Raw genomic sequence first — 23464 nt, 5'->3', positions numbered from 1 at the left:
TGTGGACATTGCTGTATTGCTTGAACGGCTCAAGGATTTCGAGGCCAGAGCCATAGAGTTGGCGGCTAGAAAATTGCTGCCAACGAGCGGTGAAAGGCTTGAGTTATATAAATCGAAATTAGAACAGCTCGAAGCAGCACATTCTCGGTCGTGGTTCGGCGATCACTCGTCAACCTACTATCGAGATTTCGAAGCTCCTCCCGGTGGCCGTAGTTTTGACGTGGAATGGGGCTTCGTCCTGGGATTTAATGGCTCGCGCAATCCTAACTGGATTACCTATTCAAGGCCGGAAATACAGAAGTTTGTTTTTGGCGAGATCGGTGAAGGAATACTTCAGGAATGCCATAGTCACGCGGAGGATCTTGCCTCTGATCTTTTAGATATCCGCGACCAAGCACTGGGGTTACTTGAAGTTGCCAACATTGGATCGGTTGGGCGATATGTGAAGCGAATTAATGAGGATATATCGCCTTTCAGATTCTCAGACTATATCACTAGCAAATCCAAGAAACCCCAAGAATGACGAGGGATTCAGAAGAGATTTCTAAAGGTAGCTTTGTACCAGCTCACGTACAATATTTTTCTGCGATCCAGTCTTTTGATGTGAATTTACGAAAATCAAGAGAGCTTTCTAAAATCCTACGAGGAATAATTGAATTGTCACTTTGACGGCAGCACCGTTCTCTGCAGTTATAAATTCAAATCGAATTTTCATTGGACACGGCCGGTCAGAGCAATGGAGAATTTTAAAAGACTTTGTTCGAGATAAACTTGGGTTGGAGTACGAAGAGTTCAATAGAATTTCAGCCGCCGGTCTAAATACGCAAGAGCGGTTACGAGATATGCTGGATTCATGTGGGTTTGCATTCCTTATTATGACTGCAGAAGATCTCCGTGATGACGGCACCTTCCGTGCGCGCGAGAACGTTGTTCACGAATGTGGCCTATTCCAGGGCCGCCTGGGATGGAGAAAGGCGATCGTACTTCTTGAGGATGGATGCGAAGAATTTTCAAATATCATTGGTCTTGGGCAAATTCGCTTCCCGAAAGGAAACATCGCTGCCTGCTTTGAGCAGATTAGGGACGTACTGAAACGAGAATCCTTGATTGAAAAATGATCGATCTTAGAGGGGGAATTCATGACCAAAGCCGGCACAATACGCACGGGCATCGGCGGCTGGACCTTCGAGCCGTGGGAAGGCACATTCTATCCTGAAAAACTGGCGAAAAAGAAACAGCTCGAATACGCGGCCAGCAAGCTGAAGGTCATCGAGGTCAACGGCACCTATTACGGGTCGCAAAAGCCCGAGACCTTTGCCAAATGGGCATCGGAGGTGCCGGACGGCTTCATCTTTTCGCTGAAGGCGAGCCGCTTCACCACCAACCGCAAGGTCCTGGCCGAAGCGGGAGAATCGATTGAGAAATTCCTGACCCAGGGCCTGACCGAGCTTGGCGACCATCTCGGGCCGTTGCTCTGGCAGTTCGCGCCGACCAAGAAGTTCGAAGCGGATGATTTCGAGGCCTTCCTGAAATTGCTGCCGAACAAGCTGGACGGGCTGAAGCTGACCCATGTGGTTGAGGTCCGCAACGACACGTTCAAGGTGCCGGAATTCATCGCTCTGCTTTCGAAATACAACATCGCGCCCGTCTGTGCCGATCATTTCGACTATCCGATGATCGCGGATGTCACGGCGGATTTCGTCTACGCGCGCCTGCAGAAGGGGTCGGACGACATCAAGACCTGTTATGCAGAAGAGGATATGAAAGCCTGGGCGAAAAGGCTGGAAACCTGGGCAGAAGGCAGCGTGCCGGACGACCTGCCGCTGGTCGATGACAAACACAAGCCGAAGAAGGAGCCGCGCGACGTCTTCGCCTTCTTCATCCACGAGGGCAAGGTGAACGCGCCCTATGGCGCGATGGCCATGCGCGAACTCCTGGAAAGCCGAAGCTAGGGATCCAGGAAGATGCCGGCATGGACGGCGAGATCTTCGGCCGTCATGCCCCTGCCCGCCCGCTTGCCGGCTTCGCCATGCAGGTAGACGCCGGCCGCGGCTGCCTCGAAGGCGGGCATGCCTTGGGCGAGTAACGCGCCAATCACGCCGGCCAGAACGTCGCCGGAACCGGCAGTCGCGAGCCACGGCGGCCCGTTGGTATTGATATAGGCGCGTCCGTCGGGGCTGGCGATCACCGTATCGGCGCCCTTGTAGACAATGGCAGCGTGGGCTCGGTTCGCGGCCTTCACCGCCTTTTCCACCTTGCTCAGGTTGTCATCCGCGGCGATGTCGGGAAACAGGCGGGCGAATTCGCCCTCGTGCGGCGTCAGCACCAGATGGGGCTCCCAGCCGGCAAAGGCCTCGAACAGGTCCGCAGGCTTTTCCTTGAAGGAGGTGATCCCGTCTGCGTCGAGCACCAGCGGGCGATCCTTCAGCGCCAGCGCGAACTGCCTCGCCTTCTTGCCGATGCCAAATCCTGGTCCGAGCACGAAGGCGGCGAGTTTTGCCGAACCGAGCCAGTTTTCCAGATCTTTCACCGTATCGACCGGATGCAGCATGATCGCAGTCAGCGAGGCTGCGTTGACCGGCATGGCGGCGCTCGGCGAACCGACGGTCACCAGCCCTGCCCCTGCCTTCAGGCCCGCCGTCGCCGAAAGCCGAGCCGCTCCGGTCTTGCCGGCCTCCCCGGAAAACACGGCCAGATGTCCGCGGCGGTATTTATGGGTCTCGCTCCCCGGTTCAGCCAGGAGTTCGCGCCAAAGCGAGGGGCCGTTTTCCTTCGTCCCGCCGGCAACCTCACGGATAATGCGAGCCGGAATGCCGATATCGAAAACCTGGACGTCGCCGCAGAGTGACCTTCCCGGCAGCAGCAGGTGGCCCGGCTTGCGGGTCATGAAGGTGACCGTATGGGCGGCCTGGAAGGCGGCGCCGAGCGGTACGCCACGCCTTCCGCAGAGACCGGAAGGCAGGTCGACCGCGATAACCGGTATCCGCGCCTCGCCAACCCAGCGGATCACATCCGCGACAATGTCGGGCACGTCGCGCGTCAGGCCGGCGCCGAACAGCGCATCAACCACCACGTCGCCCGCCACCGGCCGATAGGCCTGGAGCGGTTCAGACGGCAGGTCGCAGAGCTCGCGCGCCTGCCTGGCATCGCCCTTCAGCTTCTGCGGGTCGCCGAGATGGTGGACGCGAACAGGAGCCCCGGCTTGGCCAAGCACGCGGGCCGCCACATATCCGTCGCCGCCATTGTTTCCGGGGCCGCAGAGCACGACAAAACGCAAGGCGCCGGGAAATTGCCGGAGTGCGGCCGCCGCAACCGCCTGCCCTGCCCGCTCCATCAGATCGAACGACGGAATGCCGGATCGGGCGGAAGCGGCGTCCGCCGCTGCCATCTCGTCGGGTGTCAGAAGCAATGAGACAAGCGAAGCATCCATAGGCGCAATTGAACGGAAAGATGATCAGAAAACAAGCGCCGTCTCGCCCTTCAAATAGGCAAAAAATTGTGCAAATGCCTAATTTTAAATCCTCACCCGCTTCATATTCGACAATGCTTAAATAACGGGAAAACTTCAAAAAACTCCGATTCTTGTGCCGCAACGCACCAATTGTGAGAAAAACGGAAGCAATTTTGTCACTGAAGCTGCTGTTTTGTAGGGAATTAGGGCAAAACCGCATTATTTTTTTGAAAGTATCGTCTGAGTTTGGCACGATAACTGCATTGGCATGTGCGAGCGGGTAACGGCCTGCTTCAAGAGAGAAGCGGAGATATAGTTTCTCATGAAAAAGATCGAAGCGATCATCAAGCCTTTCAAGCTCGACGAAGTGAAGGAAGCCCTTCAGGAGGTCGGGTTGCAGGGGATCACAGTGACCGAAGCCAAGGGCTTTGGCCGCCAGAAAGGCCATACCGAGCTCTATCGCGGCGCGGAGTACGTCGTCGATTTTCTGCCGAAGGTCAAAGTTGAGGTCGTCCTGGCGGACGAGAACGCGGATGCCGTCATTGAAGCCATCCGCAATGCGGCACAGACTGGACGGATTGGAGACGGCAAGATATTCGTTTCCAATGTGGAGGAAGTCATCCGCATCCGCACCGGTGAAACGGGCGTGGACGCCATCTAAACGCCCCCAATAAACGCCCTAGGGCCAAAGGCCGGGGTTTCATCGTCATCGTACATCGAGGAGGCCATATGACGAGCGCAAGCGAAATCATGAAACAAATCAAGGAAAACGACGTCAAGTTCGTGGACCTGCGCTTTACCGACCCCAAGGGCAAGCTGCAGCATGTCACCATGGACGTCGTCTGCGTCGATGAGGACATGTTCGCCGATGGCGTCATGTTCGACGGTTCCTCGATCGGCGGCTGGAAGGCCATCAACGAGTCGGACATGGTGCTGATGCCCGACCCGGCGACGGTCCACATGGATCCGTTCTTCGCCCAGTCGACCATGGTCATCTTCTGCGACATCCTCGATCCGATTTCCGGCGAAGCCTATAACCGCGATCCGCGCGGCACCGCCAAGAAGGCCGAAGCCTATCTGAAGGCATCCGGTATCGGCGATACGGTATTTGTCGGCCCGGAGCCGGAATTCTTCGTGTTCGACGACGTCAAGTACAAGGCCGACCCTTACAACACAGGCTTCAAGCTCGACTCGTCCGAACTGCCGTCCAACGACGACACGGACTACGAGACCGGCAATCTCGGCCACCGTCCGCGCGTCAAGGGCGGCTACTTCCCGGTTCCGCCGGTCGACAGCCTGCAGGACATGCGCTCCGAAATGCTGACCGTGCTCGCCGAAATGGGCGTGGTCGTCGAAAAGCATCACCACGAAGTGGCTTCCGCCCAGCACGAGCTCGGCGTCAAGTTCGACACCCTGGTGCGCAACGCCGACAAGATCCAGATCTACAAGTATGTCGTGCACCAGGTCGCCAATGCCTATGGCAAGACCGCGACCTTCATGCCGAAGCCGATCTTCGGCGACAACGGCTCAGGCATGCACGTGCACCAGTCGATCTGGAAGGACGGCAAGCCGACCTTCGCCGGCGACGAATATGCCGGCCTTTCCGAGAGCTGCCTCTTCTATATCGGCGGCATCATCAAGCATGCCAAGGCGATCAACGCCTTCACCAACCCGACGACGAATTCCTACAAGCGTCTCGTCCCGGGTTATGAAGCGCCGGTTCTGCTCGCTTACTCGGCTCGCAACCGCTCGGCCTCGTGCCGCATTCCCTTCGGCACAGGACCGAAGTCGAAGCGCGTCGAAGTCCGCTTCCCGGATCCGCTGGCAAACCCCTATCTTGCCTTTGCCGCCATGCTGATGGCCGGCCTCGACGGCATCAAGAACAAGATCCATCCCGGCAAGGCCATGGACAAGGATCTCTACGACCTGCCGCCGAAGGAACTGAAGAAGATCCCGACCGTCTGCGGTTCCCTGCGCGAAGCCCTCGAAAACCTCGATCGCGACCGCAAGTTCCTGACCGCCGGCGGCGTCTTCGACGACGACCAGATCGACGCCTATATCGAGCTCAAGATGGTGGAAGTCATGCGCTTCGAAATGACGCCGCATCCGGTCGAGTTCGACATGTACTATTCGGCCTGATCCGACTGGGCGCGATTTCCGCGCTTGGCTGCGTTAAGAACGGCGGGCCGCAAGCCCGCCGTTTTCCATTTCGCCGAGCCTTGTGGCTTGCGCCTCCATTGCCGGTGTGCCGATGACCTCCCCCAACTCTCCACAACCGCGCCCGATCGACTGGGTGATCTTCGCGCTCGTGCCCGTGTTCTTTTCCAGCAACCTGATCTTCGGGCGCGGCGTGATCGGCGAGATCGGGCCGTTCATCACCGCCTTCATCCGCTGGGCCGGAGCAACGCTGATCATCATGCCGCTGCTGTATCTCGACTGGGCGGCAGCCTGGACCTTTGTGCGCCGGCATACCTGGCTCTGGCTGTGGCTGGGTTTCCTGAGCATCGGCATCAGCGGCGGCTTCGTCTATTGGGCGCTGACACTGACGACGGCATCGAACGCGACGCTGATCTACACGACCTCGTCGCTGTTCATCATCCTTTTCGAATGGCAGTTTTCCGGCCGCCGGATCGGCGGCCGCGAGCTTCTGGGCATGGCGGTCGCATTCGCCGGCGTGGCGGCGATCGTGCTGCGGGGCGACGTCGGCGCCCTGGCGCACATGAATTTCAATGTCGGCGACCTCGGCATGCTCGTGGCGGCGATCTCCTTTGCGGTCTATTCGCTCCTGCTGCGCCGCCCGGCAGCCCAGGCGATCCGGCCATTCACGCTGTTCGGGCTGATCGGCTTTTCCGGGTCGCTCCTGCTGCTGCCCCCGGCGCTCTGGGAACTCTTCCATGGCGGACTGCTGCCGAGGACGTTTTCAGCCTGGTCGAAGATTGCCGGCATCATCCTGTTTGCCTCGCTTGCAGCGTTCTACTGCTTTCAGCATACGGTGAGGATATTTGGCCCGGCGACGGCGGGAGTGACGCTTTACATGATGCCGCCGGTCTCTATCGTCATGGCGGTGATATTCCTCGGTGAGACTTTTGAAAGATATCACGCGGTCGGCATCGTTCTGGTGCTCGGCGGCATAGTTCTGGCGACGACCCGGCCGCGGAGGCTGACTAAGTCTTAAGTCTATCCCGTGGAACGAAGCGGGCCGGTCTGCATTAATCTCTTGATGTCGGAGAATTTTATTCCCACATTAGGATGCGAAAGGACATCGCACCATGAAACAACGCCACGCTAAATTTACCATCGGAGAAGTGGTCCGCCACAAGGTCTTTCCGTTCCGGGGCGTCGTGTTCGATGTGGATCCGGAATTCGCCAATACGGAAGAATGGTGGAATTCCATTCCCGCAGAAATCCGGCCGAACAAGGACCAGCCCTTCTATCATCTCCTCGCGGAGAATGACGAGACGGAGTATGTCGCCTATGTCTCGGAACAGAACCTGGAACATGACGAAAACGATGCCCCGCTGCGCAATCCGCAGGTCTACCAGATCTTCGATCGCGGCCCATCCGGTCAGTTGAAGCCCAAGATCATACTGGCCCACTAACCCGAATTCGCAAGACCCGGAAAGGCGTCGGCATTCTGCCGGCGCTTTTTTATGTCCGGAATCAGAAAGCCCGGCGCTTGGCCGGGCTTTAAGCTGTTTGGTTCCGACTGGAACTTACTGACCCTGCTTTGCAGAATTCTGGGCGTCTTCCAGCTTCTTGCGGGTCTCTTCCGCCTTGCGCTGCATGCCTTCTTCGAGGCTGCGCTGGCTTTGAGCGATCTGTTCCTGCGGCATGGCCGGACCGTCGAATACGCCGGTGAAGCCGGTGAGCGGAACCTTGATCGGGTTCGGAGCGCGGCGGAAGTTGATCGACGTGAAGACCACCTCGCCGCCCTTCTTGAGGCTAGCGATCATGGCGTCGGTCAGCGGCACTTCGGCGGTGCACTTGTCCGGAAGGCAAACGATGTAATCGAGCTTCTGGCCCTTGCCGCCGTCGATCTGCATGACGATGCCGGGCGGCACGAGGCGCGCGGTCGGGACCGAAACCTGCATGATCTTGCGGTTGACCTTGCCTTCCACCGTGATCAGGCCGACGGCGGTGATGAGCTGGCCGTTCTGGGCCGCAATGATGTTCTGCACGACGCAGAGATCGCTGTCGTCTTGCTTGGTGCAGGTCTTGAACCAGCCGAGCGGCGGTGCACCAGGAGCGGCCGCGGCCGGAGCATCCTGTGCAAGGGCTGCGACCGGCAGCGCTGCTGCGCCGGCCGAAAGAGCGAGAGCGGACATCGCCGTCCGCAGAACTTGGGTTGCCTTAAGCATCATAACGAGATCCGTCTCCTGAAATCCGCTGGGTACGGCAGACGCCGTCAACTCCCTCGGGGTGTCCTACTGCCTGTGACCTGTCGGTCAAATGAGGCAATTGAATGACCCGCCCGTGTGGCCAACCTGTTACATCGGGCGGACATCGATATCCAGTCCCTCTTTCGTATTTTTTGACAAGGAGTTAACGTCGGCGATCACTCTTTTGCATATCGCGGCGGTTGGTTGGCCTCATTGCATGCGCTATTTTGCAGGCGAATCAGCGAGGATTTCACCGCCATGGGTTCCATGCGACGCTTTCTTCCCCTCATCGCCGCGCTTCTTATCGGCACCCCGGCCCTTGCCGAACCGGTCCACGGGATAGCCATGCACGGCAGTCCGGCGCTCGGCCCCGACTACAAACATTTCCCTTACGTGAACCCGGACGTGAAGAAGGGCGGGCGTGTAACCTATGGCGTCGTCGGCACGTTCGACAGCCTCAATCCGTTCATCCTGAAAAGCATGCGCACCTCGGCGCGCGGCATCTGGGACCCGGCTTTCGGCAATCTTATCTTCGAATCGCTGATGACCCGTTCCAGCGACGAGCCGTTCACGCTCTATGGTCTGCTGGCCGAGAGTGTCGAATGGAATGACGACCGGACCTTCATCCAGTTCAATCTCAATCCGAAGGCGAAATGGTCGGATGGCCAACCGGTTACCCCGGATGATGTGATCTTTTCGTTCGAACTGTTGCGCGACAAGGCCCGCATTCCATACTCGTCCCGATTGGCGCCCGTCGCGAAAATGGAGAAGGTCGGCGAGCACGGCGTCCGTCTGACCTTCAACGAAAAGGCCGACCGGGAATTTCCGTTGATCCTCGCCACCGGCACCCCGATCCTGCCGAAACACGCAACCGATCCGGCCACCTTCGATCAGTCGACGCTAAAGCCGCCGGTCGGTTCCGGGCCTTACCGGATCAAGTCCATTTCGCCCGGAGAACGCATCGTTTATGAACGGGATCCGGGTTACTGGGGCAAGGATATTCCGGCCAAGGTGGGTTTCGACAATTACGATCAGATCAGCGTCGAATATTTCCTGCAGGACAACACGTTGTTCGAGGCCTTCAAGAAGGGCGCGATCGACATCTATCCCGACGGCAGCCCGACACATTGGGCGCGGGCCTATGATTTCCCGGCGGTCCAGAACGGCGACGTGATCAAGGATGCGTTCAAGCCGCAGCTGCCGACCGGCATGCTCGGTTTCGTGTTCAATACGAGAAGAGCGCTCTTCGCCGACGTGAACGTGCGCGCCGGCCTATCGCTCGCCTTCGATTTCGAATGGGCCAACAAGAACCTCTTCGAGGGCGCCTATACCCGCACCGAGAGCTTCTGGCAGAACTCGCCCCTCTCCTCGCTCGGCAAGCCGGCGGACGAGCGGGAGCTCAAGATCCTCGGACCCATCAAGAACAGGATCGAACCGGTTGTGCTCGACGGCAGTTATCATCTGCCGAAGACCGACGCTTCCGGCGCGGACCGCAAGGTGTTGCGCGATGCGGTCGATCTTCTCAGGAAGGGCGGTTATGCGATCAAGAACGGCAGGATGACGGACGCTTCGGGCAGGCCGTTGACCTTCGAGGTCATGACCCAGACCCAGGACCAGGAAAAGCTCGCGATCGCCTATCAGCGGACGCTGAAAATGATCGGCGTCGACATGTCGATCCGCACCGTCGACGATGCGCAGTATCAGGCCCGTTCCGGCAATTTCGACTATGACATGATCGTCAAATCCTATCCCGCGTCCCTATCGCCCGGCATCGAACAAGCCGGGCGCTGGGGATCGGATTCCCGCAATCGCGACGGCAGCTTCAATTTTGCCGGCACTGCGGACCCCGATCTCGACAAGCTGATCGAGACCATGCTGAACGTTCGAAGCAAGGAGGATTTCGAGGCCGCGGTGCGGGCTTACGACCGGATGCTGATTTCCGGTCACTATCTCGTTCCGCTCTATCATATCCCCGATCAGTGGGTGGCGCGTCGCAAGCATATCGGTTATCCGGAAAAGCTCCCGCTCTATGGCTACCAGCTCAACACCTGGTGGGATAAGCGAGCGCAATAATCCGGTCTCTTCCGGTTACCGAAGAAAGGACGCCGCCATGGAGCGCGTAACCATCGACATCGTTTCGGATATCGTCTGCCCTTGGTGTTACCTCGGCAAGGCGCGGATGGAACTGGCGGTCGCCGAAGTGCAGGACGAGATCGGCGTTGATATCAACTGGCGCCCTTATCGGCTCAATCCGGACCATCCGCCCGAGGGCGTCGACCATCAGGCCGACCTTGCCGCCAAGCTCGGCGGCAGGGATGCCGTCGGACGCGCCCACGAGATGCTGACGAAACTCGGCGAAGAGGTCGGCATCAGGTATAATTTCGAGGCGATCAAGATCGGCCCCAACACGCTCGATGCCCATCGCCTGCTGCATTGGGCGATCGTCGAAGATCGCCAAATTCAGGACAAGGTCGCGACCGCCCTGTTCAAGGCGAATTTCGAGGAAGGCCGCAATGTCGGCGACCACGCAGTGCTCGCCGATATCGCCGAAAAATCAGGCCTGGACCGCAAGGTCATCGAGAACCTTCTGGCAAGCGACGCCGACAAGGACACCGTGCTTGGGGAGATCGAGGCCGCCCAGAAGATGGGCGTGACTGGCGTGCCGTTCTTCATCATCGACGGGCAGTATGCGGTGAGCGGTGCCCAGACGCCGGATGTGCTTGCCAATGCGCTGCGAGAAATCGCCAAGCTGAAGGCGGAAGCCCGCAAGGGCATGATCTGAGAACGGACCGACCGCGTGCGTACCGACCAGACCCTCAAAGGCGTCCTTCTCGCCTTCGCCTCGTTTGCCGCCTATTCCTGGAGCGATGCCAGCGTCAAGATGATCGAGGGCGCGCTGACGCCCTATGAAATGGGCTTTTTCGGCGCCGTCTTCATGCTCGCCGGTTTTCCCTATCTCATGAAACCAGGCGACAGCTGGCTCGACGTGGTGCGAAGCACCAACCGGCCTCTATGGGTCCTGCGCTTCTTCTCCGCGGCTGTCGGGACGATCGGCAGTGTTGCGGCCTTCACCTACCTGTCGATGGCGGAAGCCTTCGCGCTGATCTTCCTGCTGCCGTCCTTCGTGACGATCATGTCGGTGCTGTTCCTCAAGGAGACGGTCGGCATCCGGCGCTGGAGCGCCGTGATCATCGGCTTTGTCGGCGTTCTGATCATTTTGCGCCCCGGTTTCCGCGAGCTTTCGATCGGGCATGTCGGCGCGGTTTTTGCCGGAATTTCCGGGGCGATCTCGATCATCGTCTATCGCGCCGTCGGGCCATCGGAGAAGCACATCTCGCTTTACGGCGCCGGGGTCCTTGGCGTTCTCGTCATCCTCGGCATCCTGATGATCCCGGACTTCCACTGGCCGACCCTTCCGCAATGGGTCATGCTTGCCGGATACGGCCTGCTGGCGGCACTGGCCACCGTCTGGCTGATGTATGCCGCCAACTATGCGCCCGCCGCGGTGATCGGGCCGACCCAATACAGCCAGATGCTCTGGGCCATCCTGTTCGGCTATCTCGTCTTCGGCGACAGGGTCGACCTGCCGATGTTGATCGGCATCATGCTGATCATCGGCTCCGGCCTCCTGACGCTCGCCCGCGAGCGGGCACGCGACGTGCGCCTGCCCGCGTCCGTCGCGACGGATCAGCAAGCCGCCGTCGTTACCGTTCCCGACAACAAATCCGACACATAATCACGATTTGGCCAACTCGGCGAACTGGGTCATCACCTGGGCGGCGGCTGTCAGCCGCTTTTCGGGAGACGGCAGATCACGGGTAAGGAAGACGCTGTGGTCTGGGCGGATCTTGGCGAGCGTCCCCTGCTTGGCGATATAACCGACAAGATTGGCGGGGTTCGGGAACTGTTTGTCGCGGAAGGTGACGACGATGCCCTTCGGGCCGGCATCGAGCTTCTCGACATTGGCCTTGCGGCAGAGAGACTTGATGTAGACCACCTTCAACAGGTTCTGCACCTCGACCGGCATCGGGCCGAAACGATCGACCATTTCCGCGCCGAAACCGTCGATCTCGGACAGTTCCGTGACTTCGCCGAGACGGCGGTAGAGGCCCATGCGCAGATGCAGGTCGGGCACGTAGCTTTCCGGGATCATCACCGTGATGCCGACGGAAATCTGCGGCGACCAGCCGGTATCGGTGATCTCGTCGTCGCCCTTCACCTCCGCCACGGCTTCCTCCAGCATCTGCTGGTAGAGCTCGAAGCCGACTTCCTTGATATGGCCCGACTGTTCCTCGCCGAGCAGATTGCCGGCGCCGCGGATGTCGAGGTCATGGCTGGCGAGCTGGAAACCGGCACCGAGCGTATCGAGCGATTGCAGCACTTTCAGGCGTCGCTCGGCGGTGGTCGTCAGCTGCTTGTTGACCGGTAGCGTGAAGAGGGCGAAGGCGCGCACCTTGGAACGGCCGACACGACCGCGGAGCTGATAGAGCTGCGCCAGGCCGAACATGTCGGCGCGGTGGACGATCAGCGTATTGGCGGTCGGCACGTCGAGGCCGGATTCGACGATGGTCGTCGACAGAAGCACATCGTATTTGCCGTCGTAGAAGGCATTCATGATGTCTTCGAGTTCGCCTGCCGCCATCTGGCCATGGGCAACCGCGACCTTCAGTTCCGGCACGTCCGACTGGAGGAAAGCCTGGATTTCCGGCAGGTCTGCTAAACGTGGGCAGACATAAAAACTCTGGCCGCCGCGATAATGTTCGCGCATCAGCGTCTCGCGGATGACCAGCGGATCGAAGGGCGAGATGAAGGTGCGGACCGCCATGCGGTCGACCGGCGGCGTGGTGATCAGCGACAGTTCGCGTACACCCGTCATGGCGAGCTGCAGCGTGCGCGGGATAGGCGTTGCCGAAAGCGTCAGGACATGCACGTCGCTCTTCAGCTCCTTCAGCCGTTCCTTGTGCTTGACGCCGAAATGCTGTTCCTCGTCGATGATCAGCAGGCCGAGATTGGCGAACTGGATGCCGGCGCCAAGCAGCGCATGGGTACCAACGACGATATCGACCTTGCCGTCGGCAATGTCCTTCTTGGTCTGGGCGAGTTCCTTGGCGGGCACCAGCCGCGAGGCCTGCTCGACCTTGATCGGCAGACCGCGAAAACGCTCCCGAAACGTCTTGAAATGCTGGCGGGAGAGAAGCGTGGTCGGCACGACGACCGCGACCTGCGCGCCGTTCATCGCCGCGAAGAAGGCAGCGCGCAGCGCCACCTCCGTCTTGCCGAAACCGACGTCGCCGCAGACGAGGCGGTCCATCGGCCGGCCGGCGCCGAGATCGTCGCGCACGGAATCGATCGCCGTCGCCTGGTCCTCGGTTTCATCGTAGGGAAAGCGGGCGGCGAATTCGTCGTAGAGTCCCTCCGGCGTGGTCAGAACCGGCGCGCGGCGGGTGATGCGGGTGGCGGCAATGCGGATCAGCGCGTCCGCCATGTCGAGCAGGCGTTTCTTGAGCTTCGCCTTGCGGGCCTGCCAGGCGCCGCCGCCGAGCCTGTCGAGCTGGGCTTCCGCCGCATCCGAGCCATAGCGCGACAGAAGATCGATATTCTCGACCGGCAGGAAGAGTTTTGCCTGGTCGGCATAGTGGAGTTCGAGGCAGGCGCGCGGGGCGCCGGCGGCCTCGATCGTCACCAGGCCGACGAATTTGCCGATGCCATGCTCGGCATGGACGACCAGCGAACCTTCGTCGAGGCCGGCGACTTCGGTCAGGAAATTGGCGCCGCGCTTGCGGCGCTTGCCGCGGCGAACCATGCGGTCGCCGAGAATGTCCTGTTCGCCGATGACGACGATATTGCCCGTCTCGAAACCGGCTTCAAGGCTGAGGACCGCAGAAGCCGCCTCGCCTTTTTCCAGCTTGTCGAGATCGGCAAGCTTGTCGATCTGGTTGATGCGCTTCAGCCCGCGCTCGTCGAGCACCTGCAGCAGCCGATCGAGCGAGCCGGCGGACCAACCGGTGACAAGAACCTTGGCGCCCTCGGCGCGCTTGTCGGCGATATGCTTGACGACAAGGTCGAAGACGTTGACGCGTTCGTCGCGGTCCTTTTCCTCAGTCTGGTTTTTCGCCCAGCGCGGACCGGCATGCGCATCCAGAGTCACCACCCGGCGACCTTCCGCATCCATCTCGTTGAACGGCGTCAGGCGCACCGCGTTGGCAGCGTCGAGCGCTGCGGCAAAGGCTTTGCTTTCGAGGTAGAGCTGCCCTGGTGAAACCGGCTTGTAGGGCGCCGCCTGGGCGGCCGCACCCTTGCCCTGGGCGCCGCTGTCGCGCCGTGCCTCGTAATAGTCCAGCACCAATTTCGAACGCTCGCCGGCCGCTTCGCGCGCCGTGTGGTCGGTGACGATCCGGAAACCCTTGAAGTAGTCAAAGGCGGTTTCGAGACCGTCGTAGAACAGCGGCAGCCAGTGTTCCATGCCAGGGTAACGTCGGCCTTCCGAGACTGCCTGATAGAGAGCGTCGTCGCGGGTCGCGGCGCCGAAGAGGGAGAGATAGTTCTTGCGGAAGCGGCTGATCGTGTCCGGTGTAAGCGTCACCTCGCTCATCGGATTGAGGTCGAGGGCACGCGCCTGGCCGGTGGTGCGCTGGCTGGCGGGGTCAAACGAGCGGATCGATTCCAGCGTGTCGCCGAAGAAATCGAGGCGTACCGGCTCTTCCGTCCCCGGCACGAAGACATCGAGAATGCCGCCGCGCACGGCAAATTCGCCGACTTCACGAACCGTCGCGACGCGCTCGAACCCGTTGCGCTCCAGTCGCGCCGCGATATCGTCCATGCGGATCTGGTTGCCCGGCTTGGCGGAGAAGGCCAGGCTTTCGATGATCTCGGCAGGAGCGATCTTCTGCAGCATGGCATTGACGGTGACGAGCACGATCGCCGCATGCGGCTTCTTGGCATGCGAGATGAGGCCCGACAGCGCAGCCAGTCTGCGGGCGGAAACGTCGGCGCTCGGCGAGACGCGGTCATAGGGAAGACAGTCCCAGGCCGGCAGTGTCAGGACCGGGATTTCCGGCGCCACGAAGGTCAGCATCTGCTCCAGATCGAACATGCGCTGGCCGTCCGACATGACATAGGCGACCGCCTGGCCGGCGCGGGCGAGCTCGGCAAGGATCAGCGGCTCCATGCCCGGCGGCACGTTGCCTATGGTCAGCGGGGTTTGCGCCGCGGCGATCTTCTTCGCGTCGAATCCGGGAATCATCGGGCCAGAATTCATATCTTGTGCCCGAGCCTTGCTTCCAGGGAAGCCTTGGTGACGGGATCGAAATCCGGGTTATAGGCAGCGACACGCGCGAAAAGCGGCGTCTTCCTGTGCTCGGGCAAAATTTGAGCACCGGTGATCCAGGCATGCAGGTCGTGGTCGTCCTCGCCCATGATCGCTTCGAATTCGTCGAGTTCGGCTTCTCCGAGCTTGCCGATCTCGGATTCCGCAAAACTCCCGAGAACCAGGTCCATTTCCCGGATGCCGCGATGCCAGCAGCGATAGAGGATGCGCCTGCGGCGCGGGTCGAGATCCGCGCTGGTGCGGGATAGTCCTGTCATGGCCGTGTCCTTGTTTTGCCGTTCATATAGGACGCTTTTCCGCCCTCGTCACCTTGCCAAATGGGCAAAATCCATCGCATTTTGCGCGCCATGCGTCCCGCCATACTCGATCCGCTGTTCTCGCCCGTCGCCTCGCTTGCCGGTGTCGGGCCGAAGCTTGCCGAACTGATCGCCCGCGTCACCGGCCGCGAGGACCCGGACGATTGTCGCGTCGTGGATCTGCTCTTCCATGCTCCCTCCTCGCTGATCGACCGGCGCAACCGGCCGGGCATCGCGCTTTCGCCACAGGGCGCCATTGTCACCATCGAAGGCCGGGTCGACCGCCATCAGCCGCCACCGCCCGGCAAGTCCAACATGCCGTACCGCGTCTTCCTGCACGACGATACGGGCGAACTGGCGCTCACCTTCTTCCGGGCCAAAGGCAATTGGCTGGAAAAGTCGCTGCCGATCGACGAGATGGTGATGGTAAGCGGCAAGATGGACTGGTTCAACGGCCGGCCCTCGATGGTGCACCCGGATTTCATCGTCAAATCCTCCGAGGCTGAAAATCTGCCACTGGTGGAACCGGTATACCCGATGACGGCCGGCCTGACGCCGAAAGTGCTGCGCAAGGCGATCGACGGTGCCGTGGCCCGCATGCCGGAACTGCCGGAATGGGCCGATGCGGCGCTGGCCTTGCGCCAGGGTTTTCCTTCGGTGGCGGAGGCCTTTCGCGGGCTGCACGATCCGCGCGATGCGGCGGATATCGATCCGCAGGCCCCTGCCCGCCGGCGGCTCGCCTATGACGAGTTCCTCGCCGGCCAGGTGTCCCTGTCGCTGGTGCGCCAGAGGGTGCGCAAGGTCCCGGGCCAGCCGATCCGCGTCAAGGGCGATCTCGCCGCAAAGATCATCGCCGGCCTTCCCTTCTCGCTGACACCCAGCCAGAAGTCGGCTGTCGCAGATGTCATCAAGGACATGGCCGGCGAAGACCGCATGCTACGGCTGCTGCAGGGCGATGTCGGGGCCGGCAAGACGCTGGTGGCGCTGCTCGCCATGTCCGCGGCCGTCGAGGCCGGCGGCCAGGCGGTGCTGATGGCGCCAACCGAAATCCTCGCCCGCCAGCATTATTCGACGATCTCCAAGCTCGCAGGTGCTGCGGGCGTCGCGGTCGAGGTGCTGACCGGCCGCACCAAGGGGCGTGAGCGCGACCAGATCATCGAGCGGATTGCGTCTGGCGAAGCGCAGATCATCGTCGGCACCCACGCGCTCTTCCAGGATGCGATCAACTATCACAATCTGATGCTCGCGGTGGTGGACGAACAGCACCGGTTCGGCGTGCATCAGCGCCTTCGCCTGACGGCCAAGGGAATTTCCCCGCATATGCTGGTGATGACCGCGACACCCATTCCCCGCACGCTGGTGCTCGCCGCGTTCGGAGATATGGACGTCTCGAAGCTCACCGAAAAACCGGCCGGCCGCAAGCCGATCCAGACCGTCACCATCCCCACCGAACGGATCGGCGACATTGTCGCCCGGCTGCGCGGCGCGATCAGCGAAGGAAAAAAAGCCTATTGGATCTGCCCACTCGTCGAGGAGTCGGATGTCTCCGATCTGATGTCGGCGGAGGAACGTTATGCGGTTCTTGCCAGGGAACTCGGCCGTGATGTCGGATTGATCCACGGGCGGATGAGCGGGCCGGAGAAGGACGCGGTGATGAGCGCCTTCAAGACCGGCGAAATCCGGTTGCTGGTCGCGACCACCGTGGTCGAAGTCGGCGTTGACGTGCCGGATGCGACGATCATGGTCATCGAACATGCCGAGCGGTTCGGGCTTGCCCAGTTGCACCAGTTGCGCGGCCGTGTCGGGCGCGGCGACGAGGCTTCGACCTGTATCCTGCTCTACAAGGGGCCGCTCAGTGAAACCGGCCGGGCGCGGCTTTCGATCCTGCGCGATAGCGAGGACGGTTTTCTGATCGCCGAGGAGGATCTGAAACTGCGCGGCGAAGGCGAGCTGCTCGGCACCCGCCAGTCCGGCACGCCCGGTTTCCGGATCGCCAGCCTGGAAGCGCATGCGGACCTGCTGGAAATCGCCCGCAAGGATGCGGCCTATCTGTTGGAGCGGGATCCGGAACTCACCAGCGAGCGAGGCCAGAACATGCGCGTGCTGCTTTATCTGCACCGCCGCGACGAGGCGATCCGGTTCCTGAGAGCCGGCTAGGCCTGCATTTTCGGGGCCGGCAGGACGGCGGTCGGCGCGCCGGGGACGGGCTTGTAGTCCGGTGCGATGAGGCCGCCCGATATCAGCAGTTTGGCACCTTCTTCCGGCGTCATGTCGAGCATGATGATCTTGCTCTTCGGCACGAACATCAGGAAACCGGCTGTCGGAACCGGTGTCGGCGGCAGGAAGACGCCGACCATTTCCTCACCGTCCGCATTGAGCTTCGCCGCGATCTCTCCCTGCGCGTCGCCGGAAATGAAGACCAGCGCCCACATGCCGGGGCTCGGAAACTCGATCAGCCCGCATCTCTTGAAGGAGGTCGACTGTTCCTTCAGCACCGTCTCGAAGATCTGTTTGATGCTCTTATAAATGCTGCGGATCAGCGGCATCCTGTGCAGGATCGATTCGCCGAACTTGACGATCGAGCGGCCGATCAGGTTCTTGCCGAGAAAGCCGATGATGGTGATGAGCACCACCGCGATCAGCAGGCCGGTGCCGGGAATGGTGATGTTGAAGTAATATTGGGGGTCGTAGCGCTGCGGAATATAGGGCGTGACCCAGCTATCCGCCCAGTCGATGAAGGTGAAGGTGAGCCAGATGGTGATGGCAAGCGGCGCGCAGATGATCAGGCCGGTTAGGAAGTTGTTCCTGAGACGGCCGGCCAGCGATATTCGCTCTGGACTGTCGCTCATTCTGTTTCCCTGCATACCCTAAGCATTGCCGCAATCATTGATGCGACAATGCCGGATGCGATGTTGCGATGCAAGGAAAAGCCGGCGGATATCACTCCACCGTGACGGATTTTGCCAGATTGCGCGGCTGATCGACATCGGTCCCCATGAACACCGCCGTATGATAGGCAAGAAGCTGGATCGGCAGCGAGAAGATCATCGGCGCGATGATCTCGTCGACATTCGGCAACGCGATCGTCGCCATGGTGGGAAGCTTGGACGCCGCCGCCCCCTTCTCGTCGGTGATGAAGATGATCTTGCCGCCGCGCGCCGCCACTTCCTGCATGTTGGAAACGGTCTTTTCGAAGAAGCGGTCATGCGGCGCGATGACGATCACCGGCATATGCTCGTCGATCAGCGCGATCGGGCCATGCTTCAGTTCGCCTGCGGCATAACCTTCCGCATGGATGTAGGAGATCTCCTTGAGCTTCAGCGCGCCTTCCATGGCAAGCGGAAAACTGGTGCCGCGGCCGAGATAGAGCACGTCCTTGAAGCGCGACAGCTCGCGCGACAGCGACTCGATCTGCGGCTGGATGTCGTTCAGCACCCGGCTCATGATCCGCGGCATTTCGGCGAGGTGCTTTACCATCGCCTTCTCGTCGCCCGCCGTCACCGTGCCGCGGGCACGGCCGGCGCCGATCGCGAGAGCGGCGAGGACCGCAAGCTGGCAGGTGAAGGCCTTGGTGGAGGCAACGCCGATTTCCGGGCCGGCAAGGATCGGGAAGATGGCGTCCGATTCGCGGGCTATGGTCGATTCCCTGACGTTGACCACCGCGCCGATCTTGAGGCCGTTGTCCTTGCAGTATCGCAGCGACGCGAGCGTATCGGCGGTTTCGCCCGACTGGGAAATGAACAGCGCCGCCTGGGACGGCGACAGCGGCAGTTCGCGGTAGCGGAATTCCGAGGCGACGTCGATTTCGACCGGCAGGCGCGCATAACGCTCGAACCAGTATTTGCCGATCAGGCCGGACAGATAGGCCGTGCCACAGGCGGCGATCGCCAGGCCCGAGACCTTGCCGAAGTCGATCGCCGTATCGTTCGCCTTCACCGTATGGGCGGCGAAATCGATATAGTGGCTGAGCGCATGGGAGATGATCTCCGGCTGCTCGTAGATTTCCTTTTCCATGAAATGGCGGTGGTTGCCCTTGTCGACCATGAAGGCCGATGCCTGGGAAATCTGGCTCTGCCGCGTCACCGGTTTGCCGTCGTAATCGATGATCTCGGCGCCCTTGTGGGTCATGACGGCGCAGTCGCCGTCCACCAGATAGGTGATTTCATTGGTGAACGGCGACAGCGCGATCGCATCCGACCCCAGGAACATTTCGCCGCGGCCGTGGCCGATCGCAAGCGGCGGTCCGAACCGGGCGGCCATGATCGTGCCCGGGTCGTCCTCGAACATCACCACCAGCGCATAGGCGCCGGCAACGCGGTTCAGCGTCGCCAGCATGGCAGCGCGATGATCAAGGCCCTGGCGGGTGTATTTGGCGAGCAGGTGTGCCACGACTTCCGTGTCGGTCTGGCTTTCGAAGACCGCCCCTTCGGCCAGCAGCTCGTCCTTCAGCTCGGAGAAGTTCTCGATGATGCCGTTGTGGACAACGGCGACCCCATCGACGAAATGCGGATGGGCATTGGTCTCGTTTGGGACGCCGTGGGTCGCCCAGCGTGTGTGGGCGATGCCGATCGTGCCGGGCAGTGGCTCGGCGTCGAGCCTCTTTTCGAGATTGAAGAGTTTTCCTTCGGCGCGGCGGCGATCCATGCGCCCCTCGTGGATGGTCGCCACGCCGGCGGAATCATAACCGCGGTATTCGAGCCTTCGCAACGCATCGACCAGACGCGCCGCCACCGGCGAATTTCCGACGATCCCGACAATTCCGCACATGAACGACCCTCTCCGCTTCGTGGAACCCGCGCGAACTCCTAGCCGATTGCTGGTTTTGCGCAATCGGCCCGCCGGTCACTTTCGATGTCGGAAAGTAACGCGCAAATGTTAATAGCCGCGCTACTTTTGCGCCTTGCGGGCGGCCTTGAGCGCGAGCGCCCGCTCCCGGAGGATTTTCGCGCGCTCCGGCTTCACTTCCTGGCGGGCACGGCCAAGCGCCAGCGCATCGGCCGGGACATTTTCGGTGATGACACTTCCCGAGGCGACATAGGCGCCGTCGCCGATCGAGACGGGTGCGACGAGCGACGAGTTCGATCCGACAAAGGCATTGGCGCCGATCCGCGTCTCGTGCTTGTTGACGCCGTCATAGTTGCAGGTGATCGTGCCGGCGCCGATATTGGAATGGGCGCCGACGAATGCGTCGCCGATATAGGTCAGGTGGTTGACCTTGGCCCCCTCGTCGATCCTGGCATTCTTGACCTCGCAGAAATTGCCGACCTTGGAGCCTGCGGAAAGATCAGCGCCGGGGCGGAGCCGCGCGAAAGGTCCGACCGTCGCGCCGCCGCTCACATGCGCACCCTCGATATGGGAAAAGGCGTGGATCACCGCCCCGCTGTCGATCCTGACGCCCGGGCCGAAAACGACGTTCGGCTCGATCAGCGCATCCTGGCCGATCTCCGTATCATAGGACAGGAAGACGGTTTCCGGCGCGATCATGCTGACGCCCGAGATCATCAACTCATGGCGCCGGCGTTCCTGCCAGAGCTTTTCGAGCACGGCCAGTTCGGCCCGGTTGTTGCAGCCGGCAACCTCCGTTTCCGGCGCATCGACCGCCACGACCTTGCCGCCGGCGGCACGGACGATCTCGACGAGATCGGTCAGGTAATATTCGCCCTTCGCGTTTTGATTGGTGATGCCCTCCAGAAGCGACAGCGCCTTGCGGCCGTTAATCGCCATCAGTCCGCTATTGCACCAGGTGACCTTGCGCTCGTCCTCCGTCGCATCCTTCTCCTCGCGGATGGCGATCAGCACGCCGTTTTCCACCAGCAGCCGGCCATAGCCGGTCGGCTTGTCGGTGTGAAAACCGATCACCACGACATCGGCTCCGGCGGCCAGCTTTTCCCGCGCCTCGGCGAAGGGAGCCGAGGTGACCAGCGGGACGTCGCCATAGGCGACCAGGATGTCGTCGTAACCGCGGGCGATGGCTTGTTTCGCCGCCAGGACCGCATGGCCTGTGCCGCGGCGCTCGGTCTGCAGGAAGGCCTCAACCGTAACACCATCGACCGCGCCGGCCTTGGCAACCCCGTCCGCATCACGGCCGACCACCAGAGCCGCCTCAGTCACGCCGCTCGATGCCACCGCCGCCATGACATGAGCAATCATCGGCCGGCCGGCGATCGGATGCAGCACTTTCGACATCGACGATTTCATGCGCGTGCTGTCGCCGGCGGCGAGGATGACGGCAAGGCAGGAACGGCTCATAAGGGTTTCTCCTTCTCAGGCATTTTGCCGCTTCATAACAGCAAGATGATTGAAGTGCGATAAACGCCTTATGTCTGGCCGCAACAAAAAGGTGGCCCAACCGCCTGCGCTGGAATTTGACCGAGCCATTGGAACAGATGCGACCGTTTTACAGGATACGCCGGGAGGATGGTCTCGGTCAGGTTTGGTTGTTGCCGGGTCGTATTGGGGAATATCGGGCTGCCATACCGCAGCCTTTTTACATCAAGCCAGTTCGCTCTCGTCGTATTTCACGCGCGCGGCCTTGACTGACGGATGATTGGCTTCCGCCCATAGCAGCACCTTGGAAAGCGGCTCAAAGAGCGAGCGGCCGAGATCGGTCATCCGGTATTCGACGCTCGGCGGCTTGGTCGGAAACACTTCGCGTTCGATATAACCGTCGCGCTGCAGGTCGCGCAGTGTCTGCGTCAGCATCCGCTGCGAAATATCCGGTACCAGCCGGCGAAGCTCGCCGAAGCGGTAAGGCTGGCGCGCCAAGGCCCCGAGAAGCAGCGTCGACCATTTGCCGGCGATCCGGTCGAGGACGTCCCGGACCGGGCAGTTACCCATGTCCCACCCGGACATATCACATTCCTTGCCGTCCAGGACCGGCTTGCGGCTTGCATTGAGGGCCATGGAGTTGGTTCCCTTGAAGTAACGATCTCCCTCGAAACTGCCTCCTTTACAGATCGAAGTCAATTCTTATTCTAGCGCTAGTCTCTTTTTGAGACCAACATCCTTCGCCGCGCCTTCAGGCCGGCCATTGCCAGGAAAGAAACCGCATGACCAAACTTCTCGTCACCGGCGCCGCCGGCCATCTGGGCCGCGCAGTCCTGCGTCACCTGATGGAGACATCCAAGGTTGCCGCCGCCGACATCGTCGCTGCCAGCCGTGATCCGAACAAGCTCGCCGACCTTGCCGCCAGCGGCCTGGAAACCCGCACGGCTGATTTCGACGACGAAGCCGGGCTCGTGAAGGCATTCACCGGCGTCGACCGCGTGCTGATCATCTCCACCGACGAACTGGCAACGCCCGGCAAGCGCATCACGCAGCACAGGAACGCCGTCTCCGCCGCCAAGAAGGCCGGCGTGAAGCACGTCGTCTATACGTCCATGCCCAACCCGGACAAGTCGCTGGTCACGTTCGCGCCGGATCATCTCGGCACCGAAGAGGCCATCAAGGCGAGCGGCGTCGCCTACACGATCCTGCGCAATTCCTGGTACCACGACAATTATCTGATGAGCATGCCGCACAATCTTCAGGTCGGCAAATGGTACACGTCCGTGGGTACGGGCAAGATCACCACGATCAGCCGCGACGACTGCGCCCGTGCCGCAGCCGCAGCCCTTGCCAATCCGCCGGCCGGCAGCCGCACCCTCGCACTCACCGGTTCGGAATCCCTGACGGCCGCAGAAATCGCCGCCCGCGCATCCGCCGCTGCCGGCAAGCCGCTGGATGTCGTTGATGTCACCGACGAGCAGCTGACCCAGGGCCTTACCGGCGCCGGCCTGCCCGCCTTCGTCGCAACTATGCTGGTCTCGGCGGATGCCAATATCCGTGCTGGCAATTTCGAACAGGTGACGAGCGACTATGAGACGCTGACCGGCCAGAAGCCGCAGACGCTCGCCGCCTATTTCGAGACCCAGAAGGCCGCTCTCGCCGCCTAGCATCCCGCCGGATTGCGGCTCTCCGCATTTCGCGATAATGAGATGGAGTTACCAAATTCCATCTCGTTTGGAGAAAA

20 protein-coding genes are annotated in these 23464 nt (G+C 61.1%); 12 read left to right on the top strand and 8 right to left on the bottom strand.

The genetic code is table 11. The features are described from left to right. The first annotated feature begins 1 nt into the window (after nt 1). The 3 genes from C5J26_RS05765 to C5J26_RS05755 all read left to right on the top strand — a co-directional run bounded on the left by C5J26_RS05765 (nt 2) and on the right by C5J26_RS05755 (nt 1952). Complete coding sequence (locus C5J26_RS05765) at nt 2-523, top strand: hypothetical protein (protein ID WP_105400851.1); 522 nt, start codon at nt 2-4, stop codon at nt 521-523. A 142-nt stretch (nt 524-665) separates the two neighbouring features. Beyond that, nucleotides 666-1118 (top strand): TIR domain-containing protein, encoded by a 453-nt coding sequence (locus C5J26_RS05760; protein ID WP_206051156.1) that lies wholly within the window; start codon nt 666-668, stop codon nt 1116-1118. Nucleotides 1119-1139: 21 nt separating this feature from the next. Next, nucleotides 1140-1952: a DUF72 domain-containing protein gene (locus C5J26_RS05755; RefSeq protein ID WP_105400849.1), complete on the top strand. Its 813-nt coding sequence runs from the start codon at nt 1140-1142 to the stop codon at nt 1950-1952. On the opposite strand, the gene C5J26_RS05750 is transcribed toward C5J26_RS05755, so the two are convergent. Beyond that, nucleotides 1949-3430, bottom strand: a complete 1482-nt coding sequence (locus C5J26_RS05750) for an NAD(P)H-hydrate dehydratase (RefSeq protein WP_105400848.1) — start codon at nt 3428-3430, stop codon at nt 1949-1951. The two genes, C5J26_RS05755 and C5J26_RS05750, sit on opposite strands and share 4 nt — an antisense overlap. 343 nt (nt 3431-3773) lie before the next feature. Between C5J26_RS05750 and C5J26_RS05745 the strand changes: the two genes are divergently transcribed. From C5J26_RS05745 to hspQ, 4 genes are all read left to right on the top strand, one after another. Further along, nucleotides 3774-4112 (top strand): P-II family nitrogen regulator, encoded by a 339-nt coding sequence (locus C5J26_RS05745; protein ID WP_007753933.1) that lies wholly within the window; start codon nt 3774-3776, stop codon nt 4110-4112. Between the two features lie 68 nt (nt 4113-4180). Continuing rightward, a complete protein-coding gene (glnA, locus tag C5J26_RS05740) occupies nt 4181-5590 on the top strand; it encodes a type I glutamate--ammonia ligase (RefSeq protein WP_037087011.1) in 1410 nt (469 codons plus the stop codon). Between the two features lie 112 nt (nt 5591-5702). Further along, entirely contained in the window at nt 5703-6626 is a 924-nt protein-coding gene (locus C5J26_RS05735; RefSeq protein ID WP_105400847.1) for a DMT family transporter, read from the top strand. A 94-nt stretch (nt 6627-6720) separates the two neighbouring features. Further along, on the top strand, nt 6721-7050 hold the full coding sequence (gene hspQ, locus C5J26_RS05730; RefSeq protein ID WP_046667651.1) for a heat shock protein HspQ: 330 nt from the start codon (nt 6721-6723) through the stop codon (nt 7048-7050). A 114-nt stretch (nt 7051-7164) separates the two neighbouring features. Here the strand turns inward: hspQ and C5J26_RS05725 are convergent, their stop codons facing one another. Next, entirely contained in the window at nt 7165-7812 is a 648-nt protein-coding gene (locus tag C5J26_RS05725) for an invasion associated locus B family protein (protein WP_037087005.1), read from the bottom strand. 285 nt (nt 7813-8097) lie between these two features. Here C5J26_RS05725 and C5J26_RS05720 point away from each other — a divergent pair, with 285 nt between their 5' ends. From C5J26_RS05720 to C5J26_RS05710, 3 genes are read left to right on the top strand one after another with little or no spacing between them, the layout of a single operon-like run. Next, nucleotides 8098-9903, top strand: a complete 1806-nt coding sequence (locus tag C5J26_RS05720; RefSeq protein WP_105400987.1) for an extracellular solute-binding protein — start codon at nt 8098-8100, stop codon at nt 9901-9903. Nucleotides 9904-9940: 37 nt separating this feature from the next. Next, the gene (locus C5J26_RS05715; protein ID WP_105400846.1) at nt 9941-10612 is read left to right on the top strand and encodes a DsbA family oxidoreductase; all 672 of its coding nucleotides are present in this window, start codon (nt 9941-9943) and stop codon (nt 10610-10612) included. Between the two features lie 15 nt (nt 10613-10627). Next, nucleotides 10628-11566 (top strand): DMT family transporter, encoded by a 939-nt coding sequence (locus C5J26_RS05710; RefSeq protein WP_105400845.1) that lies wholly within the window; start codon nt 10628-10630, stop codon nt 11564-11566. Here C5J26_RS05710 and mfd read toward each other — a convergent pair whose 3' ends face one another. Continuing rightward, nucleotides 11567-15073, bottom strand: a complete 3507-nt coding sequence (mfd, locus tag C5J26_RS05705) for a transcription-repair coupling factor (RefSeq protein WP_105400986.1) — start codon at nt 15071-15073, stop codon at nt 11567-11569. 11 nt (nt 15074-15084) lie between these two features. Then, a complete protein-coding gene (locus C5J26_RS05700) occupies nt 15085-15414 on the bottom strand; it encodes a succinate dehydrogenase assembly factor 2 (RefSeq protein ID WP_105400844.1) in 330 nt (109 codons plus the stop codon). Between the two features lie 90 nt (nt 15415-15504). On the opposite strand from C5J26_RS05700, the gene recG reads away from it, so the two are divergent. After that, nucleotides 15505-17610, top strand: coding sequence for an ATP-dependent DNA helicase RecG (gene recG, locus C5J26_RS05695; RefSeq protein WP_105400985.1), 2106 nt, complete (start codon nt 15505-15507; stop codon nt 17608-17610). Here the strand turns inward: recG and C5J26_RS05690 are convergent. From C5J26_RS05690 to C5J26_RS05675, 4 genes are all read right to left on the bottom strand, one after another. Beyond that, complete coding sequence (locus C5J26_RS05690; RefSeq protein WP_046633667.1) at nt 17607-18302, bottom strand: DUF502 domain-containing protein; 696 nt, start codon at nt 18300-18302, stop codon at nt 17607-17609. The two genes, recG and C5J26_RS05690, sit on opposite strands and share 4 nt — an antisense overlap. Before the next feature lie 91 nt (nt 18303-18393). Beyond that, entirely contained in the window at nt 18394-20220 is a 1827-nt protein-coding gene (gene glmS, locus C5J26_RS05685; protein WP_105400843.1) for a glutamine--fructose-6-phosphate transaminase (isomerizing), read from the bottom strand. Between the two features lie 120 nt (nt 20221-20340). Continuing rightward, nucleotides 20341-21702, bottom strand: a complete 1362-nt coding sequence (gene glmU / locus C5J26_RS05680) for a bifunctional UDP-N-acetylglucosamine diphosphorylase/glucosamine-1-phosphate N-acetyltransferase GlmU (RefSeq protein WP_105400842.1) — start codon at nt 21700-21702, stop codon at nt 20341-20343. 243 nt (nt 21703-21945) lie between these two features. Beyond that, nucleotides 21946-22356 (bottom strand): helix-turn-helix domain-containing protein, encoded by a 411-nt coding sequence (locus C5J26_RS05675; protein WP_046633662.1) that lies wholly within the window; start codon nt 22354-22356, stop codon nt 21946-21948. A 146-nt stretch (nt 22357-22502) separates the two neighbouring features. On the opposite strand from C5J26_RS05675, the gene C5J26_RS05670 reads away from it, so the two are divergent. Beyond that, nucleotides 22503-23387, top strand: a complete 885-nt coding sequence (locus C5J26_RS05670) for an SDR family oxidoreductase (RefSeq protein WP_105400841.1) — start codon at nt 22503-22505, stop codon at nt 23385-23387. Nucleotides 23388-23464: the final 77 nt, after the last annotated feature.

It is taken from the genome of Neorhizobium sp. T7_12, assembly GCF_002968535.1.
Classification (GTDB): domain Bacteria; phylum Pseudomonadota; class Alphaproteobacteria; order Rhizobiales; family Rhizobiaceae; genus Neorhizobium; species Neorhizobium tomejilense.
Note: the sequence above shows the minus strand (reverse complement) of the source record. Positions and strands in the feature narration are given on the sequence as shown.

Coding starts and splice junctions, on each gene's coding strand:
- C5J26_RS05755 (WP_105400849.1), top strand. CDS start 1,140: ATGACCAAAGCCGGCACAATACGCACGGGCATCGGCGGCTGGACCTTC.
- C5J26_RS05750 (WP_105400848.1), bottom strand. CDS start 3,430: ATGGATGCTTCGCTTGTCTCATTGCTTCTGACACCCGACGAGATGGCA.
- C5J26_RS05745 (WP_007753933.1), top strand. CDS start 3,774: ATGAAAAAGATCGAAGCGATCATCAAGCCTTTCAAGCTCGACGAAGTG.
- glnA (WP_037087011.1), top strand. CDS start 4,181: ATGACGAGCGCAAGCGAAATCATGAAACAAATCAAGGAAAACGACGTC.
- C5J26_RS05735 (WP_105400847.1), top strand. CDS start 5,703: ATGACCTCCCCCAACTCTCCACAACCGCGCCCGATCGACTGGGTGATC.
- hspQ (WP_046667651.1), top strand. CDS start 6,721: ATGAAACAACGCCACGCTAAATTTACCATCGGAGAAGTGGTCCGCCAC.
- C5J26_RS05725 (WP_037087005.1), bottom strand. CDS start 7,812: ATGATGCTTAAGGCAACCCAAGTTCTGCGGACGGCGATGTCCGCTCTC.
- C5J26_RS05720 (WP_105400987.1), top strand. CDS start 8,098: ATGCGACGCTTTCTTCCCCTCATCGCCGCGCTTCTTATCGGCACCCCG.
- C5J26_RS05715 (WP_105400846.1), top strand. CDS start 9,941: ATGGAGCGCGTAACCATCGACATCGTTTCGGATATCGTCTGCCCTTGG.
- mfd (WP_105400986.1), bottom strand. CDS start 15,073: ATGATTCCCGGATTCGACGCGAAGAAGATCGCCGCGGCGCAAACCCCG.
- C5J26_RS05700 (WP_105400844.1), bottom strand. CDS start 15,414: ATGACAGGACTATCCCGCACCAGCGCGGATCTCGACCCGCGCCGCAGG.
- recG (WP_105400985.1), top strand. CDS start 15,505: ATGCGTCCCGCCATACTCGATCCGCTGTTCTCGCCCGTCGCCTCGCTT.
- C5J26_RS05690 (WP_046633667.1), bottom strand. CDS start 18,302: ATGAGCGACAGTCCAGAGCGAATATCGCTGGCCGGCCGTCTCAGGAAC.
- glmS (WP_105400843.1), bottom strand. CDS start 20,220: ATGTGCGGAATTGTCGGGATCGTCGGAAATTCGCCGGTGGCGGCGCGT.
- glmU (WP_105400842.1), bottom strand. CDS start 21,702: ATGAGCCGTTCCTGCCTTGCCGTCATCCTCGCCGCCGGCGACAGCACG.
- C5J26_RS05675 (WP_046633662.1), bottom strand. CDS start 22,356: ATGGCCCTCAATGCAAGCCGCAAGCCGGTCCTGGACGGCAAGGAATGT.
- C5J26_RS05670 (WP_105400841.1), top strand. CDS start 22,503: ATGACCAAACTTCTCGTCACCGGCGCCGCCGGCCATCTGGGCCGCGCA.